Below are 17,732 nucleotides of genomic sequence, written 5' to 3'. Positions count from 1 at the left end.
ACTACAACAATGAAAAAATCCGAACGATTCATCGTTCGGATTTTCCTGCAACTAAAATATTTTTGTTCCAGTCTATTTCTTTAATTTAACACCGTAATTTTCACTGTACGACGTCCAAATGCTTTTGCAGCTGACTCGGAAGGTACTAATACGTCAATTCGATATCCTTTAATCGCACCGCCCGTATCACCTGCTGTTGCCACTCCGTATCCTTCTACATATACTTTCGAACCTAATGGAATAACGGATGGATCTACCGCAATAATTTTATGAGTGCCTGAACTTACATTTTGTCCAGTGGCTGTTACTCCGCTACAGCCTGCACAATTAGCTGTATAAGCTGTTGCTTCTACATACATTTCTTTTCCAGAATGCTTTTGTGTGCTTTCTTCTTTTTTCGTTTCTTTTGCTTCTGAAGAAACGGATGCTTTCTTCTCTGTAGCCGCAGCTGTTTTTACTTCTTGTTTTGGCTCTGTTTTTACTTCTTTTTTAGCTGTTGCCAGTTCAGCTTGACGCTTTGCTTCTGCATCAGCCTCAGCCTTTTCAGCTGCCTTCTGTTTTGCCACTTGCTCAGCTTGCTTTTGAGCTGCTTCTTTTTCTTTTGCAATCTTATCTTGAATGCCTGTTAATTCAGACTGAAGGTTTGCTTTTTCTGAAGAAGCTGCATCGATTTCATTTACGACCGTGCTGTATTTTTCTTGCATAGTTGTTAACGTTGCTGTTTGTTTGGCAACGTTTTTATCTAATTCAGCTTGTTTAGCCGCTAAGCTACCTTTTGCTGCTTCTAATACTTTTTCTTGCTTATCAATTTCTTTTTTATCTTTTTCAATTTGATCTAAATCATTTTGATGCTGCTTTAAAATATCATTATCTGCTGACAATAAAGTTGTGACAGCACCCATACGTGCAACAAAATCTCCAAAGTTATCAGCATTCATTAATGTATCAATAACAACGCTTGTTTTATCGTCTTGCTGTAAAGCAACTAATCGATTTTCAATAATATCTTTACGACTTAACACTTTTTCCTGAAGCAAAACGATTTCTTTTTTCTTTTTCTCAATCATTTTGTTCGCTTCTGAAATCTGCTTTTCAGTCGATGCTAACTCTTTTTTATTGCTAGAGATTACTGTATGTAATGAATTTAATTGTGATTGAATGTTTTGAACATCTGAATTGATAGACTGTTTCTCTTTCTCTTTTTGTTGAACAGCCTTTTCTGTTTCTTTAATTTTATTTTCAGTACTCTGGAGCGCTTCTTCATTCGATTGGGCGTGAGTCTCTGTGATGCCGGTCATGAAGAAAATTCCTGTGACTGCTGCAAGAGTCATACGCTTAAAAATTTTCATAAAGTAATAGTCCCCTTTCCTCATAGACATAGTTATACCATAAAAAACTATCTGTTTATGTTACAATACAGTTAAAAGTTCCCCATAATCTGTATAACCAAGAATCTCTTTCTGGGAATTCATCACCAGAATCCCTTGATAGAGAGGTTTATTGTTTATTAAAAAAGATATATTTTTGTCATAAACAGGGCAAAATTGCTCTTTGAAAATAGAAATAAACGCTTATTATTACAGGTATATTACAAATTTTTCACAGAAAATTATGTGTTTTACCGTCTTTTTTCGGTGTTTTTTACTTTTTATTACATAAATTCCACCTACATAATTCCTACACTATTTATAAAGTTGTGACTTTTTCACTTCTTTTTTACACTTTATATACATAAAAAGACGCCCATAAATCAAATGAGCGTCTTTTTTCTACACACGTATAAAACTATTATTTGTCAGAGGTTACTAGTTTTAAAGGCACTGGAATTTGCTTATCTACCTTTTTGCCTTGAAGAACATTTTTAGCAGACTTTACAGCAAGTTTACCAATTAAAACAGGCTGCTGGGCTACAGTTGCTCCTAGCTTCCCTTCTTTTACCGCTTTAATTGCATCGTCGTTTCCATCAAACCCTACTACTAGCACATCTTTTCCTGAGCTGTTAATCGCTTGAATAGCTCCTAATGCCATTTCATCATTATGAGCAAATACGGCTTTGATACCAGGATTTCCTTGAAGAACATTCTCCATAACGTTTAAGCCTTTTGTACGGTCAAAATCAGCCGACTGTTTAGCCGTAATATCTAGCTTTTGATCTGCAACGTTGTGGAACCCTTTTCCTCGTTCACGAGTTGCTGAAGCTCCCGGCACGCCTTCAAGTTCTGCTACTTGAGCTTTTTCCCCTACTTTTTTCACAATGTAATCAGCAGCCATTTGACCACCTTTTACATTATCTGAAGCTACCAGTGTTTCTACTTTTCCTTTTTCTGCTGAACGATCTAGCGTAATAACTGGAATGCCTACATTATTAGCCGATTGTACAGCTGTTGAAATAGCAGCTGAATCCGTTGGGTTAATAAGCAGAATGTTAACACCTTGCTGCATTAAATCTTCTACATCGTTAATTTGTTTGGCTGAATCATTTTGAGCATCTACTACAACTACTTCCATGCCCAGTTTTTTTGCTTCTTTTTGTACCCCTTCTTTTAGCGAAACAAAGAACGGATTGTTTAATGTAGAAACGGATAAACCAATTTTAATATCTTTTAAATTTTTACTTTCAGATGGTTTCGCCCACTCAGGAGGCTGAAGTGAACAAGCCCCTAACAGTAATAATGAAAATGATAATAGCACGAGCCAAATTTTCTTCATGTTTTTCCCTCCTAAGCTGACTTTTTGCGATCAATTAATACCGCGATTAAAATAACAATTCCTTTTACGACCATTTGGTAAAATGACGAAACGCCGAGTAAGTTCAAGCCGTTGTTTAACGTTCCGATAATCAGCGCACCAATTAACGTTCCAACAATGCGTCCACGTCCTCCAGAAAGGCTTGTTCCACCCAGTACTACTGCAGCGATAGCATCTAACTCGTAAGACGTACCTGCCGTTGGCTGAGCAGAGTTCAAACGAGAAGTCAAAATCGCTCCTGATAACGCTGCCAATAATCCTGCTAGTGAGTAGATCATAACCTTAACTTTTGGTACTTTAATTCCTGAAATAAATGCTGCTTTTTCATTTCCCCCGATTGCATATGTTCTGCGGCCAAACGGCGTTTTATGCAAAATCACCCATAGGACAGCAAATGCTAGTATCATCGTAATCGCCGGAACAGGAATACCTAGAAAATAGCCGCGACCAAATAACTGGAAGTAATAGTTTTCGCCTAAGCCCGTAATCGGATTTCCATCTGTATAAACAAGCGTTAACCCTCTAAAAATTGTCATCGTCGCTAGCGTCGCAATAAACGGCGCCATTTTTCCTTTTGTAATAAGCAAGCCGTTAATCATACCCATTACAGCTCCTAACACACATCCTATTAAAATAGCTAAAATAGGATCTACGCCTGACACTATCATACCAGCCATTAACGCACTTGACAGAGCAAGTATAGAGCCAACCGATAAATCAATTCCGCCCGTTAAAATGACAAACGTCATACCGAATGCAATTAAAGCATTAATGGCTACTTGACGCAGCAAGTTTAAAATATTTAAAGGTTCTAAAAAGCTTGGATTTAAAATTGATACAATGACAATAAGAATAAATAGACCTAGTAACGGACCTAGCTTTTGCATCACGTTATCAACCCGATTTTCTTTTATCGCTGTGTTTGCTTTCATTTTACTGACCCCCTGTTGCAAATGTCATAATTTTTTCTTGAGTTGCTTCTTCACTTGTCAGTTCACCCGTTATTTTTCCTTCATGCACAACCAAAATGCGATCGCTCATGCCGAGTACCTCGGGAAGCTCTGAAGACACCATAATAATGGCCACGCCTCTGTCTGTCAGTTCATTCATAAGCTGATAAATTTCACGTTTTGCCCCGACGTCAACTCCTCGAGTTGGTTCATCTAAAATCAGCACTTTTGGTCCAATGCCAATCCACTTGGCAATAACTACTTTTTGCTGATTTCCTCCCGATAAGTTACCCGCACTCGTCTCAGACGACTCGGTTTTGATCGTTAAACGTTTAATAAGTAAATCTACAAATTGCTGCTCGCTTTTTTGTTCAATAAATCCTTTTGGCGAAAAGCTGAATAGACTTGGGAGCGCAATATTTTCTCGAATAGAAAAATCCAGGACGAGCCCTTCTGTCTTACGGTCTTCTGTAATAAAGCCGAGACCCAATTTGATGGCTTGATCGGGCTTTGTGATGTTGACACGCTTTCCATTTAAGATAATTTCGCCTTTTTCTAACGGATCAAGCCCGAAGATAGCGCGCATAATCTCGGTCCTGCCAGCTCCCATTAGCCCCGCAACGCCAACAATTTCTCCTGATCGCACTGAAAAATGAACGTCTTGAAAGACACCTTTTCTCTCTAAGCCTTTTGCTTCAAATACAACGTCTCCTTTAGGAGAAGTTCTAGCAGGAAATCGATCTGTTAGTTCTCTTCCTACCATTTTGCGAACAACATCATCGAAGCTAGTTTCTGGAATCGGCTTTTTGTCTACCGTCTGTCCGTCACGCATGACCGTAATGGAATCACAAATAGCGAAAATCTCTTCCATACGATGTGAAATATAGACAATCGATACACCTTGTTTTCGCAGCGCATTAATTACGTCAAATAACTTTTGAATTTCTCTTTCAGTAAGCGCTGCGGTTGGCTCATCCATGATAATGACTTTTGCATTCGTCATCAGCGCTTTGGCTATCTCAATCATTTGCTGCTGTCCTACAGAACAAAGTCCCGCTTCTTGGTCAAGAGGAATGGTCACAGCTAATTTTTCAAACTGCTTCTTTGCTAACGCTTTCATTTCTTTTGTTTTTAAAAAACCTAAAGGCGTTTTTAATTCTTTGCCGATAAATAAGTTCTCAAGCACCGTCATTTCAGGCCAAACGTTCAGCTCTTGATGAATAAAGGTAATTCCGTTTTGTTCTGCTTCTTTTGGATTTTGAAAATACGTCTCTTTGCCATCAATCAGAATCTGCCCTTGATCTTTTTTATGAAGGCCGGTTAAAATATTCATCAGCGTAGATTTCCCCGCTCCATTTTCCCCCATTAGTGCGTGAACTTCACCTTCATGTAATTCAAAATCCACGCCCCTTAGTACACGGTTTGCTCCAAAGGCTTTATGAATCCCTCTCATTGCAATATGCATGCTGTTCACCTCTTTTAAAAAATAACTCCCGCTTGTAAAATGCAGTTTGCATAAGGAGTTGCTTCTCCTGTACGAATCACAACTTTCGCTTTGCTTGTCAGCATTTTTAATTGTTCATGCGATACTTCTTCTACTAAGATGTTTTGCTTCTCCATCAGCTCGTAAGCCTTTTGATTTCTTTCTTTCATTTCAGAAGCAATCACTATTTTTTCTGTAGCCATATCTTCTAACACAGCTACTACTACATCTTCAAAGCTAGGCACCCCTAGCTTTAAAGATAAATCAATTTTAGGCACGTCACTCGGAACAGGTAACCCTGCATCTGCAATGACAATAGTGTCTGTATGACCTAGATCTGTTAGTATTTTCGTAATATGACTGTTAATCATTCCGTGACGTTTCATTTACAGACTCTCCTCCACTTCTTTTCGAGTCGGCATACCGCCTTGCGCACCAAATTTAGTGACGGATAGCGAAGCTGCGCGATTAGCAAACCGAATTCCTTTTTCAAAACCCATTCCTTCGGCAAGTGCCACAGCAAGCGCTGCGTTAAATGTATCTCCTGCTCCTGTTGTATCAATCGTTTCTACTTGATAAGAAGGAACCAATACTTCTTTCTCGCCGTTAAAATAGCGTACACCTTGTTTTCCTTCTGTAATAAACAATTTATTTGGATACTGTTTTAATACTTCTTCTTTTTCTTTTCCTTCAAATAAAAGCTCTGCTTCATGTTCATTTGGAGTGATGTAAGAAACTTGTTCAATCACTTCTGCTTTTAATGGTCTTGCAGGCGCTGGATTTAACAAAAGCGGTACTTTAAGTTCCTGACAAAGCTGAGCAACATATTCAACCGTTTCTTCTGGAATCTCTTGCTGAATAAGTACGATATCAGCTTCTTTAATTTTTTCTTTTGCTTTTTCTACGTAGTCTGGAGTAATATAATCGTTTGCTCCTTTGACAACTACAATGCTGTTATCTCCTTCAGCGAGTATAATGTGAGCTGTTCCGCTATCTGAATCTGTAACCGGTTTCACATTTTTCACGGATACACCGTTTGATTTGAAATTCTCCAGAATTGCTTTTCCGTAATGATCTTCGCCCACACACCCAATCATACTCACATCAGCTCCAAGACGGGCTGCTGCAACAGCTTGGTTCGCTCCTTTTCCTCCAGGAACGGTTTTGAATGATTCTCCTAACACTGTTTCTCCAGCTCCAGGACGAATATTTGATGTTACTACTAAATCCATTGATGAACTTCCAATCACAGTTACTTTAGCCATGTTCCTCAACCTTTCGTGTCGTATTTCGTTCAATAAACGTAACGGGTAGTTGTACTTGCTTTTGAATTAAAGGTTCTTTCTTAATGCATTTCATTAACAGACATGCTGCTTGCTTGCCCATTTCATAAGCAGGCTGACGAATTGTAGACAGCGCTGGAAACGAAAAGCGGCTTTGCGGAATATCATCAAAACCAATTACTTGCAGATCATCAGGCACGCTTTTTTCTAATCGAAACGCCTCATGTAAAACGGCTGCGGCTACAATGTCATTACTTGCAATAATCCCGTCTGTTTCCGGGTACTTTTGAAAGATTTCCTTTGCCCATTTCTGCGCATCGTCAAACGCTAGAGAATTTGTATTTAATACGTAAAAGTCTGCATCAGACTGACTCAAAACAGACAGAGAGCCTTGAAAACGTTCCTGGGCAGGCTTTACATTTACTGGACCTTTGATAAGTGTAATTCTTTTACTTCCTCTTTTAATTATTTCTTCTGCAGCAAGTTTTCCACCTTCAAAACCATCAGCATAAACGGATGGATACTGATCAGAACTTCTATCTAAAAACACAACGGGAAATGTAAGACCTTCATATAGTTTCTGAGCTAGACTTGTTGTTGCCGTGATCATCCCTACTACATGGTTTTGCGTAAACGTTTGGAGATAGGTTAATTCTTTCTCTAACTGCTCATCACTATTGCCAAGAATTAAACGAAATCCATGGCTATGTACTTCATCTTCTATTCCTCGTGCAAGCTGAGGGAAAAAAGGGTTTGTAATGTCTGGAAGCAAGAGACCAATCAAACGCGATTCACGTGTATAAAGCGAACGGGCTACCTCGTTAGGGCTGTAGTTTAATTTTTGAATTGTATTCATTACTCGCACACGCGTGTCTTCTTTTACATATCCTGTACTGTTTAAAACGCGCGAAACGGTCGCAACGGACACGCCTGCTTCTTTTGCTACATCGCGAATTGTTACCACCTTATTTCCCTCCCTTCATATATGTAACCGTTTACACAAATGATAACATGGAAAAGTGAAGTTGACAATCTTTTTATTAAAAAAAATCACTTCATTAAGAAGTGATTTTTCTTTCATTAGATATTAGCGTCTAGTTTCTTAAATAATTTCAAAAATTGCTCTTGATCTTTCGGTTCATAGCAAGAAAAGAAATGAGCAATCATCTTTTGCACAATTTCATTTGCTTCTTCAATCACTTGTTCACCTTTAGCTGTTAACTCAATGTTTACTTTACGGCGATCCTCTTTAGAGTGATAGCGTGAAACTAACTCTAAGTCTATTAAACGATTAATAACAGGAGTAATCGCACTAGGCTTGACGCGCATCTCTTCTGCCAGCTTGGTTACCCCAATGTGACTGCACTTACCGATAATTAATAAGATATGATATTGAAAAGGTGTAATCCCTTGTGAAAGTAACCTTTCTTTTATCTCTGTCATTACCTTTTTGTTAAGGGATATCGAAATTCTCTGGACCTCTTCAATAAATGTGAGCTGTTCCATGTTTTGACGTCCCCTTTCTTATAATCAGGGAGTCGATGTTAACATGTCAGCCCCCTGACACTCCAAGCGAAACCTAGCCTGGGGAGAGCGGCTGGTTTCGCGGAATGCTTATAACCTATTTTCTATCTATTTTATTCCGTACTATTATAATAGAAGAAACTCATTCACTATCGTTTTTCTTAAACGATCTTAAAGCCTTACGAAAAGCGTCATCATTCATAACGTCACGTTCCTCTTTTGTAAAAACCGTGTCGTCTTTTTCGCCTTCTCTAAACTTTTGCAGCACTTGACGATACATATCATCGTTCATGACATCTTTTTCTTTCTTATGTCTAGATGTTCTTGTTTCCGTCTTCGTCTGCGGCTCTTTTGGTGCTGCAGGTTTTTCTTCTGCTACTTTTTTCTCTTCTACTTTCGGCTCTTTAGGAGCATTTGAAGCAGCCGCTTCTTTTTTAGGTGGAACTGTACGCTGGCGCTTAGAAGATGATGCTTTGGCATTCATTGTAATAATTAGTACAACCAGAATCACAGCTACAACGATCAGTAAAATACCTAACATACCGTCACCTACTGTCCTTGTGTCATTCGTTTAGTCACTTGAACAACACGTTCTCCTAATGCTTTACCTAGCGCTTGGTCGTTCTCTGTTAATAATTCGTCACCTTCGATTGGACAAGTAATTCCAACACCGTAATAAGTACCGTAAAGCGCATTTTCTGGGATGTTACCTGGTAACCCAGCAATAATCATACCTTGATGAAGCATAGGTGTAATTAAATTTAAAAGCGTCGCTTCTAAGCCACCATGCGTTGTAGCTGTTGTACAGAACACCGCACCTACTTTATTAATTAATTTACCTTCTGCCCATAGATAACCTAATTTATCGATCCACGTTTTTAACCCTGAACTAATTGTTCCAAAATGCCCTGGGCAGCCCCAAATAATAGCATCCATTTCAGGCAGTTCACGTACATCTGCATCTTCGACATACTTTACATATACGGTTGCTTCTCCAGACAGCTCGGCGCCAGAAGCAATCGCTTTTGCTAATGCCTCTGTATGCCCGCCTTCACTATCATATACGATACAAATTTTCATCCTTTATCCCTCCGTTGCTTATGAGTTCATATCTTTTGGTGCCGGTAACATACGAATATCGTCTGTTGTTTCTTTTTCTGTCTCTTCTACTTCTACTACTGCATCTTTACGAACATCACGTAGGAAGAAACTTAAAATCAATCCAATAATGGCAATAATAACTGTCCAGTAAAACGCGTCGTTAATTCCTTGTACAGTTGCTTGCGCTTGAACTTTTCCAGCTAATGTTGTTAAAGCTTGTTTTTGCGCCTCTGTTTGAGAAAGGTGAAGCGTTTGAGCAATCTTTTGAACAAATACCTGGAAGTTATTCATAAAGAATGGATCGGATGTAGTCATTGAACTGCTCATTTCATTCACATGATATGTTGTGCGATTTGTAAAGATTGTAGTCATTAAACTGATACCGATTGAACCACTCACCTGACGAAGCGTGTTCGCCATTGATGTACCATGGCTGCTTAATTTTGCCGGCAGCTGATTTAAACCAGCCGTCATAATTGGCATCATCAATAATGACATACCGAATGCACGGATCATATAAATAATAACAATATGACTAAACGGTGTTTCAAGCGTTAATTTTGTAAATTCAAATGTTGTCACAACCGTAATCAACATCCCGACAATCCCTAGTGGACGCGGTCCTAATTTATCAAACAGTGTACCAGAAATTGGTGACATAACTAACATAACAAGTGCACCAGGCAAGATTAATAAACCTGAATCAAATGCTGAATAGCCACGAATATTTTGCAAGTAAATTGGCAATAAGAACATACCAGCATACATGCTAATTGTGATGGCAATACTAATGATATTAGATAATGAGAAAATACTGTATTTAAATACTCTCACATCAAGTAATGGACTCTTAAGTCGAAGCTGCTGCACGACAAAGATGATTAATAAGACAATACCGCCAATCATCGTTGACAATACAACTGAATCCGTCCAGCCATCGTTTCCAGCTTCACTGAAGCCGTATAGAAGTAAAGCCATACCTGCAAGAGATGTAAACACAGAAATTAGATCTACTTTTACATTTTGAGGTGGTTTAATATCTTTTAATTTAAAAGCTGCAATAATAAGTACGATCGCACCTAGTGGCACCATTCCCGTAAATAAAATGTGCCAGTCATAGTTCTGAATAACCCATCCTGAAAGCGTCGGTCCAATTGCCGGAGCGAACATCATGGCTAAACCAAAGATACCCATTCCTTTTCCGCGCATATGAGGAGGGAAAATAAATACGATAATGGTCATAACTAGAGGTGCTAGCACTCCGCCTCCGACTGCTTGAACCAGACGTCCGATTAGCATAATCGAGAAAGTAGGCGCAATTCCGCAGACAAGTGCCCCTATTGTAAAGCAGGCCATTGCAAATAAGAATAAGCGACGAACTCCAAAACGTTCAATTAAATAGGCTGATAATGGAATAAGTGCACCATTTACAAGCATATATCCTGTAAGCAACCACTGTGCCGTATTAGCCGTAACACCAAACTCTGTAATCAGATGCGGAATCGCAACATTTAGCAGCGTTTGGTTTAAAATTGCTAAGAACAATCCAAGCATAAGTACGACTAGCAGCGGAATATGCTTTTTAACTGAGCTTTCCTCTGGTTGTATCGTGTTTGCTGACATCAGTTCCTTCCTCCTTTCTTCTCTTCTTAATCATGTACGTTCTTAGTTTTTAGAGATTTTAACTTCTGCGTTCATACCTGGTAGTACGTTTTCAGAGTAGTTAGAAATAGAGATTTTAACAGGAACTGTTTGTGATACTTTCGTATAGTTGCCGTCTGAATTAGAACTTGGCATTAATGAGAAAATTGAGTTTGTTGCATAACCGATTTCTTCTACTTTTCCATCGATTGTTGTTTTAGTATCTCCGTCAACTGTTACATCAACGTCATCGCCAGCTTCAATATCTTTTAATTTGTCTTCTTTAATGTTTGCAATGATGAATAAGTTATTCATATCTACTTCGCTAGCAATTTGTTGACCAGCTTGAACCATTTGATTTTCTTTTACCTGTGTTTTGATGATTTTACCGTCTTCTGGTACTGTAACTGTTTTTTCTCCATCTTCTGATTGGATTTTAGCTACCTCATCATCTTTTGAAACATCTTTACCTTCTTCAACGTTCCAGCTTGCTACTTTACCTGCCGCTGGGGCTACTACTGTATAAAGGTCGCCGGACACTTTTGCATTGTCTGTGGATACATAATTAGATTTTTGAATATAATAGTATCCCCCACCAATAATTAAAGCTAATACTACAATAATTCCGATAAAGTTCATTAAAATTAAACGCCCTCTTGACATTTATTTTACCTCCTTAATATTTCATTCAGTTAAGTATTACGCTAGATAACTTTATCACAAAGATATTTAGTTGTAAATAACTTTGATTTTAATTTATTTTTAAAACTAAACATTTATGTTTCATAAAGTTTTCCCGACTGAATACTTTACTACATCTTTAACTGAAATACAACTTAAAAGTTTTGGTTTCTTTACAAGTACTTTACTTTACTTTAAAGTTAGATATATAAGCATAGGGTTATACACAAAAACAGCTCCTTTTTTTGGAACAAACTCCCTATATACATAAACCACAATAGGTAACTAGCAGCACTTGTTTAACACCTATAATGATAAAGAGAAGGTGATTATAATGGATCAGCAGTTAATAGATAAACTAGAAAAACTTGACCAAGTTAAAACCTCATTATTTGAACTCAAGCGAAAGCTCTTGGAAGATAAAATCAGTGAGCAGCCCTATAATTTGACCATTACGAAATTTTTAATTCTAAAATTCATTGGAGCCAGCTCTAAACGTATGGTAGCCGAAATTTCTTCAAATCTAAAGCTAACCTCCGGGGCTACTACCATTTTATTAAATCAATTAGAAGATGATGCACTCATTAAGCGCGTACGTGACCAAAAAGACCGCCGAATTGTATGGATATCCTTAACAGAGGCTGGCGAAACATTAGTGAACTATGTAATTGAGCAGCGAAATTTATTTTGGCAAGACATGCTTTTTGCTCTAACTCCTGAAGAACAGGATGAGTACCTCCGCATGCTTGAAAAAATGGAAAAACGAATTAGACAAACTGTGGATCGTTAATGCCAAAAAGCGTGTGTTCATTTATTTTATGGACACACGCTTTTTATGACCCGCTACTCTTGACGAGTTTAGGAAGCTTTTTATTTGCTGCCTTTAAAATTCAGGATTATTTTTCAAAAATCCATTCCAAGCCTGTGCTGTAGCTTTCTCAATTTCTTCTTTGGAAGCTTGAAGCCTCTTAGCGCTATCCCCATAGCCAATTTCGATTTTACCTTTTTTCAATTCTTCAAATATCGAATCAGCAAAGTCATCAAGCGGTGCTCCAAATGTATGAAGTCCCGGTCCTCCTAAATCCGTGTTCACGGCTGGAGGAAGAATTTCTATCACTTCGGTATTTGTTTCTTCTAATTGATGTCTTAAACTAATCGTAAACGACCTTAACGCTGCTTTTGTTGCGCTGTAGATTGGCACCCATGCTCCAGGTGTTAAAGACAGCCCGGACGTTACGTTAATAACCGCAGCACGTTCTTGCTGAACGAAATGAGGAATCAATAACGACGTTAAATGAATAGGAGCACTTACATTACTCATTAGTTCTTTTTCGTAATACTGCCACTCTTCGTGCATATGTAAAAGATTTACGCGCTGCTGAATGCCTGCATTATTCACAATAACATTTAATTTTGGGAACCTTTGAGTCACCCATTTTACTAGCTCTACTCTGCTTTCTTCCATTGATATGTCGCACACTTTTGTATGTAATGAAGGGAATCTTTCTTTTGCTTCTTGCAGCTTTGATTCCCTTCTTCCACAAATAATGACTTCATTTCCTTCATTTAAAAAACGTTCTGCAAGCGCCAACCCAATTCCGGATGCTCCGCCCGTAATTAAAAGAGTATTTCCTGACATTTTCATTACTTTTCCTCCTCGTTCAACCGTCACATTTACTTTTTAATAAACAAAGCGCTACTGCATGAATGACAATAGCGCTTTGTTTATTATTTATCTTACAAGACGTTTTAGTCTTGCTTTAAAATTAAAAGTCAAAGTTATCCGGATCTGGACCTACGCGATGATTTTGATTTAATGCGTTAATTTTTTCAACTTCTTCTGCATTTAATTCAAAATCAAATACGTCTGCATTTTGGATAATACGATGTTCTTTTGTTGACTTAGGAATAGTTACTACTTCGTTTTGTAAGTCCCAACGTAAGATAACTTGAGCAGTTGATTTTCCGTGCTTTTCAGCAATTTGAGTTAACACTTCGTTATCAAGCAGCTCACCTTGTGCAAGCGGTGACCATGCTTCCACTTGGATTCCTTGTTTTTTGCAGTATTCACGCACTTCTGTTTGTGTTAAAAGTGGATGAAATTCGATTTGGTTTACCATCGGCTTGACTTCTGCATCTGCAATTAAGTCTTCTAAATGATGAACTTGGAAATTCGATACGCCGATTGCACGAATTTTCCCGTCTTTATAAAGCTTTTCAAGTGCTTTCCACGTATCTTTATACTTACCTTGAACTGGCCAGTGAATTAAGTATAAATCTAAATATTCAAGACCCAGCTTGTTTAAGCTTGTTTCAAACGCTTGAAGAGTTGTGTCATATCCTTGATCTGCATTCCACACTTTTGATGTAACAAATAGTTCTTCGCGAGAAACACCTGATTCTTTGATCGCTTGTCCCACGCCTTCTTCATTTTCATAAATTTTAGCCGTATCAATGCTTTTATATCCAGCTTTGATTGCATATTTAACTGAATCTACAACTTCTTGACCATCTTCTACTTTATAAACACCTAAACCTAACCAAGGCATTTTAACGCCGTTTGCTAAGGTCGTCGTTGACTGTAAGTTTTCCATGTTGCTGTTCATCCCCTTTTTTACTGTTGAATTATTCGTAAAGAGTAATTGCTTGTGAAATTTGTTCTGCGCACTGTTTAACAAGTGCAGCATGCTTTTCGTCTTTCTCTTGTGAAATACGAACGGATGGACCTGATAAAGCAATAGCCGCCATTATTTTTCCTTTTCTGAAAATAGGGGCTGCAATACAGCGAACGCCAGGCTCCCGTTCTTCATCATCGACAGCATATCCTCTTTCCTTACTTAAAGCCAAATCAGCTTCAAGCTCGTCCAGCTCGGTGATCGTTCGATCTGTATAAGCTTCAAGCGAAAGTTCGTGAAGAATAGATTTTTGCACGCTGTCCTCTTGATAAGCAAGAATACACTTCCCAATAGCATTTGCATGAAGCGGCTTTTTATTTCCTACTTCGGAATGCGTACGAGTGCTATATTGCCCGTTCACCACCTGAGTTGTAACCATTTGTTTATGATGGAGAATTCCCGCGTAAATGGTCTCATTGGTCTCTTCACTCAGCTTCTGCATAGCAGGAACAGACAGCCAATTCATTTCATAGTTCGTATGCATCGTATTTTGCACGAGTGCCAGCACCAGTTGTGGTGAAACCGTATAGCGGTTAGACGGGTTTCTTACAATAAATCCATTTTGTTCAAGCGTGCTCACAAGACGATACATCGTACTCTTATTAAAACCGAGCGCTTCCATCATTTCTGGAATAGTCATATTCGGACGGTTTAAAAGCAAAGAGAAGATATCTAATCCTTTTTTTAAAGTTCCAACCTCGGACATGCCCTTCTTCCTCCTTTTATCCGAACAACAATTTTATTATAAAGCAAAGCTCTTTATTGTATCAAATAAGGAAACTTTTCTAATTTGTTTTCCCTATATGAGAGAATACATGACGTAATTGTTCTTCTTAATCTATTCCACTATTTTTTCTATTTAAACATAAAAAAAGCCTTAACAATAGAATTTTTTTACAGTTTTTTAAATTAGTTTTGCTTTTCACTCATTAACTTCTTCAAATCGCTTCAGCTGCTCCAGCTGATTTTCCTTTTTCATAATTTCTTTCTGACGCTCGCCTAGTAAATCGAAATGAGGATAGCCGGATCGATTATCAATATACTTAGCGGGAATACCATACTTTTTTCCCCACTTAATCAGCTTATTTAAGTCACTGCAACCTACTTTTGTTACGGTAGTTGCATGTGGAAAACGCTCATCAAGCCAATAATGAGTTAAAAATGCGATCTCTCCTCGCTTAACAGCTGCTTTCCATGCGTTTAGTTCCGGGCGTTTAATTCCAAATGCCATTCTTTCACCTTTTCTCTTTTATATAAGTAGTCACATTATTTGTTTACTATAAAGAAAAAATATCATTCATATAGAAATCTTTCATAATATCTTGTCTATTTATAACCATCTCTAAATAATAGCTTATTTTCTCAACCTGTTTCCTCTCTAAGCATTATTGTGTGCTTATAATTTTATCATCATCTTCTCTTCTTTTTTCAAAAGATCAAACAACCAAATAACGTTTAAATAATAAAGAAAAGCCTTATATATAAAAGAAACTAAGGATGAATTTCAACATTTCTTTTGCGAATGATTTTTCCTTTGTATTGAATGTTGTTCTTTTTTTTATTATGGCAGTATGCATTTATTGTGAACCTTCAGTATATTAAAAAACTTACACAGTTACCATTCTCACAAAAAGACAGAATTTACTTTTTATTCCGAAAATAATATAATTCAAGTGATATGAAGCTTTTCGCTTCATCTATTTATTATCAAAGGGGGAATTCCGCTTGGCGATGAATGAAAATTCTTTAAAGAAGGTAAACAATGCTTCTTCCTCTCCTGATTACACAGAAATTGTACAGTCTGCTTCATTTCAAAAGCTTTTGAAACAAAAACGCAATTTTATTTTACCGCTCTCTCTGTTTTTTCTTGCTTTTTATTTTACCTTGCCTATCTTAACGGCTTACACAACCGTCTTAAACAAACCAGCTTTTGCTTCTATGACCTGGGCATGGGTATTTGCTTTTGCACAGTTTGTGATGACCTGGACCCTATGCATTCTATACACAAAAAGAGCCTCGAAATTTGATGAACTTGTTGACACGATAAAAAAAGAAGCTGCAAATTGAATAGGGGGTTAAATGAATGAACGTACTAGCTTTTTCACTTTTTTTAGCCATTGTAGGTCTTACGCTAATCATTACGTATGCGGCATCCAAGCGGACAAAAACGACCAGTGACTTTTATACAGCAGATGGAAGTTTAACCGGCTGGCAAAACGGCATGGCGATTGCCGGAGATTATATGTCTGCTGCGTCATTTTTAGGCATAGCTGGAATGGTAGCGCTTTCTGGATTTGACGGTTTTTTTTACAGCATCGGCTTTTTAGTTGCCTATCTCGTCGTGTTATACATTGTAGCTGAACCACTTCGCAACTTAGGAAAGTACACGATGGCAGATATGATAGCAGCTCGTTTTAACGAAAAGAAAGTGCGGGGAGTTGCTGCGTTAAACACGATCACCATTTCCATTTTTTATATGATTGCACAGCTTGTTGGAGCAGGGGCATTAATTCATTTATTACTTGGTCTAGATTATGTGTATTCTGTCTTGATTGTCGGCGTCTTGATGACGGTTTACGTTGTATTTGGAGGGATGACGGCGACCAGCTGGGTGCAGATTGTCAAAGCCTTGCTTCTGATGATTGGTACGTTCATTATTTCCATTATTGTATTTTCAAAATTTGATTTTAGCTTAGCTAAAATGTTTTCTGAGATGAAAACCGCAACTCCTCTTGGTGACGGCTTTTTAAATCCAGGAAATAAATTCAAAAATCCGCTGGACATGATTTCGTTGAATTTAGCTCTTGTTCTTGGTACAGCAGGCCTTCCTCATATCCTTATTCGTTTCTTTACAGTAAAAGATGCCATCACCGCACGAAAGTCTGTTATTTATGCAACGTGGATCATTGGCGTTTTTTACATTATGACAATCTTTTTAGGGTTCGGTGCTGCTGCATTTGTAGGGTACGATGATATTGTCAAAGCAAATGCAGCAGGAAACATGGCAGCTCCCCTGCTCGCTCAAGTTCTTGGCGGAGACTTTCTCTTTGCGTTTGTCTCAGCTGTAGCTTTTGCTACGATTTTAGCTGTTGTAGCTGGGCTGGTGCTCTCAGCAGCTTCAGCATTCGCGCACGACTTCTATAGTCATATTCTCCGTAAAGGAGCTGCAACTGAAAAAGAACAGGTAGTGGCTGCACGATGGGCTTCTATTGGGGTATCCATTCTATCTATTATTCTTGCATTATTTGCTCAAAACATGAACGTAGCATTTTTAGTTGCACTTGCCTTTGCTGTAGCAGCGAGCGCTAACTTGCCAATTATTCTTCTTACTATTTTTTGGAAACGTTTTAATACAGCAGGAGCAGTCACTGGCATGCTGGTTGGACTATTCAGCTCACTGTTTTTAGTTGCCATTAGTCCAAACGTGTGGGCACCTGAGCCTGGAGCTGCTATCTTTGTAGGTGAACCGCTCATCACATTAACAAACCCTGGTATTATCTCTATTCCTCTAGGCTTCTTAGCTGCTTTTATAGGAACACTTCTTTCGTCTAAAAAAGCAGACGAAAAGAAATTTGATGAGATTTTAGTAAAAGCAAATACAGGTATGGGAATCGAAGAGCCTGTCAAACATTAATGCCAAAAAGCC

General features: G+C 38.1%; 19 protein-coding genes. 3 read left to right on the top strand and 16 right to left on the bottom strand.

The genetic code is table 11. The annotated features are described in order from the left end of the window. Window positions 1–80 precede the first annotated feature (80 nt). The 12 genes from ACFX4N_RS18705 to ACFX4N_RS18650 form a co-directional block, all read right to left on the bottom strand. On the bottom strand, window positions 81–1,349 hold the full coding sequence (locus ACFX4N_RS18705; RefSeq protein WP_192100532.1) for a 3D domain-containing protein: 1,269 nt from the start codon (window positions 1,347–1,349) through the stop codon (window positions 81–83). A 439-nt stretch (window positions 1,350–1,788) separates the two neighbouring features. Next, the gene (gene rbsB / locus ACFX4N_RS18700) at window positions 1,789–2,709 is read right to left on the bottom strand and encodes a ribose ABC transporter substrate-binding protein RbsB (protein WP_013055634.1); all 921 of its coding nucleotides are present in this window, start codon (window positions 2,707–2,709) and stop codon (window positions 1,789–1,791) included. Window positions 2,710–2,720: 11 nt separating this feature from the next. Continuing rightward, on the bottom strand, window positions 2,721–3,680 hold the full coding sequence (gene rbsC, locus ACFX4N_RS18695; RefSeq protein ID WP_013055633.1) for a ribose ABC transporter permease RbsC: 960 nt from the start codon (window positions 3,678–3,680) through the stop codon (window positions 2,721–2,723). 1 nt (window position 3,681) lies between these two features. Then, window positions 3,682–5,163: a sugar ABC transporter ATP-binding protein gene (locus tag ACFX4N_RS18690; RefSeq protein ID WP_013055632.1), complete on the bottom strand. Its 1,482-nt coding sequence runs from the start codon at window positions 5,161–5,163 to the stop codon at window positions 3,682–3,684. A 14-nt stretch (window positions 5,164–5,177) separates the two neighbouring features. After that, a complete protein-coding gene (gene rbsD, locus ACFX4N_RS18685) occupies window positions 5,178–5,567 on the bottom strand; it encodes a D-ribose pyranase (RefSeq protein WP_013055631.1) in 390 nt (129 codons plus the stop codon). Then, window positions 5,568–6,446, bottom strand: a complete 879-nt coding sequence (rbsK, locus tag ACFX4N_RS18680; RefSeq protein WP_057274392.1) for a ribokinase — start codon at window positions 6,444–6,446, stop codon at window positions 5,568–5,570. Beyond that, window positions 6,439–7,428 (bottom strand): LacI family DNA-binding transcriptional regulator, encoded by a 990-nt coding sequence (locus ACFX4N_RS18675; RefSeq protein ID WP_029324875.1) that lies wholly within the window; start codon window positions 7,426–7,428, stop codon window positions 6,439–6,441. The genes rbsK and ACFX4N_RS18675 overlap by 8 nt, the downstream gene beginning before the upstream one ends. 116 nt (window positions 7,429–7,544) lie before the next feature. Next, complete coding sequence (locus ACFX4N_RS18670; RefSeq protein ID WP_013055628.1) at window positions 7,545–7,970, bottom strand: MarR family winged helix-turn-helix transcriptional regulator; 426 nt, start codon at window positions 7,968–7,970, stop codon at window positions 7,545–7,547. Window positions 7,971–8,130: 160 nt separating this feature from the next. Beyond that, on the bottom strand, window positions 8,131–8,529 hold the full coding sequence (locus ACFX4N_RS18665; RefSeq protein ID WP_057274391.1) for a hypothetical protein: 399 nt from the start codon (window positions 8,527–8,529) through the stop codon (window positions 8,131–8,133). Window positions 8,530–8,537: 8 nt separating this feature from the next. Further along, a complete protein-coding gene (locus ACFX4N_RS18660; RefSeq protein WP_057274390.1) occupies window positions 8,538–9,068 on the bottom strand; it encodes an NAD(P)H-dependent oxidoreductase in 531 nt (176 codons plus the stop codon). 18 nt (window positions 9,069–9,086) lie between these two features. Next, window positions 9,087–10,712, bottom strand: a complete 1,626-nt coding sequence (locus tag ACFX4N_RS18655; RefSeq protein ID WP_013055625.1) for a DHA2 family efflux MFS transporter permease subunit — start codon at window positions 10,710–10,712, stop codon at window positions 9,087–9,089. Window positions 10,713–10,754: 42 nt separating this feature from the next. Beyond that, a complete protein-coding gene (locus ACFX4N_RS18650; protein WP_013055624.1) occupies window positions 10,755–11,393 on the bottom strand; it encodes a biotin/lipoyl-containing protein in 639 nt (212 codons plus the stop codon). 352 nt (window positions 11,394–11,745) lie between these two features. On the opposite strand from ACFX4N_RS18650, the gene ACFX4N_RS18645 reads away from it, so the two are divergent. Next, window positions 11,746–12,201 carry a MarR family winged helix-turn-helix transcriptional regulator gene (locus ACFX4N_RS18645; RefSeq protein WP_013055623.1) on the top strand — a complete coding sequence of 152 codons (456 nt, stop codon included), beginning with the start codon at window positions 11,746–11,748 and terminating at the stop codon, window positions 12,199–12,201. Between the two features lie 93 nt (window positions 12,202–12,294). On the opposite strand, the gene ACFX4N_RS18640 is transcribed toward ACFX4N_RS18645, so the two are convergent. The 4 genes from ACFX4N_RS18640 to ACFX4N_RS18625 all read right to left on the bottom strand — a co-directional run bounded on the left by ACFX4N_RS18640 (window position 12,295) and on the right by ACFX4N_RS18625 (window position 15,317). Then, on the bottom strand, window positions 12,295–13,056 hold the full coding sequence (locus ACFX4N_RS18640) for an SDR family oxidoreductase (protein WP_057274389.1): 762 nt from the start codon (window positions 13,054–13,056) through the stop codon (window positions 12,295–12,297). Between the two features lie 121 nt (window positions 13,057–13,177). Then, window positions 13,178–14,005 carry an aldo/keto reductase gene (locus ACFX4N_RS18635; protein ID WP_013055620.1) on the bottom strand — a complete coding sequence of 276 codons (828 nt, stop codon included), beginning with the start codon at window positions 14,003–14,005 and terminating at the stop codon, window positions 13,178–13,180. A 31-nt stretch (window positions 14,006–14,036) separates the two neighbouring features. Next, entirely contained in the window at window positions 14,037–14,792 is a 756-nt protein-coding gene (locus ACFX4N_RS18630; RefSeq protein ID WP_013055619.1) for an IclR family transcriptional regulator, read from the bottom strand. Window positions 14,793–15,008: 216 nt separating this feature from the next. Continuing rightward, window positions 15,009–15,317 carry a hypothetical protein gene (locus ACFX4N_RS18625; protein WP_013055618.1) on the bottom strand — a complete coding sequence of 103 codons (309 nt, stop codon included), beginning with the start codon at window positions 15,315–15,317 and terminating at the stop codon, window positions 15,009–15,011. Between the two features lie 500 nt (window positions 15,318–15,817). Here ACFX4N_RS18625 and ACFX4N_RS18620 point away from each other — a divergent pair, with 500 nt between their 5' ends. Together ACFX4N_RS18620 and ACFX4N_RS18615 are read left to right on the top strand one after the other, a co-directional pair. After that, window positions 15,818–16,153 carry a DUF485 domain-containing protein gene (locus ACFX4N_RS18620; RefSeq protein WP_034275644.1) on the top strand — a complete coding sequence of 112 codons (336 nt, stop codon included), beginning with the start codon at window positions 15,818–15,820 and terminating at the stop codon, window positions 16,151–16,153. A gap of 16 nt (window positions 16,154–16,169) precedes the next feature. Next, window positions 16,170–17,720: a solute symporter family protein gene (locus ACFX4N_RS18615; protein WP_057274387.1), complete on the top strand. Its 1,551-nt coding sequence runs from the start codon at window positions 16,170–16,172 to the stop codon at window positions 17,718–17,720. Window positions 17,721–17,732: the final 12 nt, after the last annotated feature.

Source organism: Priestia sp. YIM B13551 (assembly GCF_042787905.1).
In the GTDB taxonomy this organism is placed as follows: Bacteria; Bacillota; Bacilli; order Bacillales; family Bacillaceae_H; genus Priestia.
Note: the sequence above shows the minus strand (reverse complement) of the source record. Positions and strands in the feature narration are given on the sequence as shown.

Coding starts and splice junctions, on each gene's coding strand:
- ACFX4N_RS18705 (WP_192100532.1), bottom strand. CDS start 1,349: ATGAAAATTTTTAAGCGTATGACTCTTGCAGCAGTCACAGGAATTTTC.
- rbsB (WP_013055634.1), bottom strand. CDS start 2,709: ATGAAGAAAATTTGGCTCGTGCTATTATCATTTTCATTATTACTGTTA.
- rbsC (WP_013055633.1), bottom strand. CDS start 3,680: ATGAAAGCAAACACAGCGATAAAAGAAAATCGGGTTGATAACGTGATG.
- ACFX4N_RS18690 (WP_013055632.1), bottom strand. CDS start 5,163: ATGCATATTGCAATGAGAGGGATTCATAAAGCCTTTGGAGCAAACCGT.
- rbsD (WP_013055631.1), bottom strand. CDS start 5,567: ATGAAACGTCACGGAATGATTAACAGTCATATTACGAAAATACTAACA.
- rbsK (WP_057274392.1), bottom strand. CDS start 6,446: ATGGCTAAAGTAACTGTGATTGGAAGTTCATCAATGGATTTAGTAGTA.
- ACFX4N_RS18670 (WP_013055628.1), bottom strand. CDS start 7,970: ATGGAACAGCTCACATTTATTGAAGAGGTCCAGAGAATTTCGATATCC.
- ACFX4N_RS18665 (WP_057274391.1), bottom strand. CDS start 8,529: ATGTTAGGTATTTTACTGATCGTTGTAGCTGTGATTCTGGTTGTACTA.
- ACFX4N_RS18660 (WP_057274390.1), bottom strand. CDS start 9,068: ATGAAAATTTGTATCGTATATGATAGTGAAGGCGGGCATACAGAGGCA.
- ACFX4N_RS18655 (WP_013055625.1), bottom strand. CDS start 10,712: ATGTCAGCAAACACGATACAACCAGAGGAAAGCTCAGTTAAAAAGCAT.
- ACFX4N_RS18650 (WP_013055624.1), bottom strand. CDS start 11,393: ATGTCAAGAGGGCGTTTAATTTTAATGAACTTTATCGGAATTATTGTA.
- ACFX4N_RS18645 (WP_013055623.1), top strand. CDS start 11,746: ATGGATCAGCAGTTAATAGATAAACTAGAAAAACTTGACCAAGTTAAA.
- ACFX4N_RS18640 (WP_057274389.1), bottom strand. CDS start 13,056: ATGAAAATGTCAGGAAATACTCTTTTAATTACGGGCGGAGCATCCGGA.
- ACFX4N_RS18635 (WP_013055620.1), bottom strand. CDS start 14,005: ATGGAAAACTTACAGTCAACGACGACCTTAGCAAACGGCGTTAAAATG.
- ACFX4N_RS18630 (WP_013055619.1), bottom strand. CDS start 14,792: ATGTCCGAGGTTGGAACTTTAAAAAAAGGATTAGATATCTTCTCTTTG.
- ACFX4N_RS18625 (WP_013055618.1), bottom strand. CDS start 15,317: ATGGCATTTGGAATTAAACGCCCGGAACTAAACGCATGGAAAGCAGCT.
- ACFX4N_RS18620 (WP_034275644.1), top strand. CDS start 15,818: ATGAATGAAAATTCTTTAAAGAAGGTAAACAATGCTTCTTCCTCTCCT.
- ACFX4N_RS18615 (WP_057274387.1), top strand. CDS start 16,170: ATGAACGTACTAGCTTTTTCACTTTTTTTAGCCATTGTAGGTCTTACG.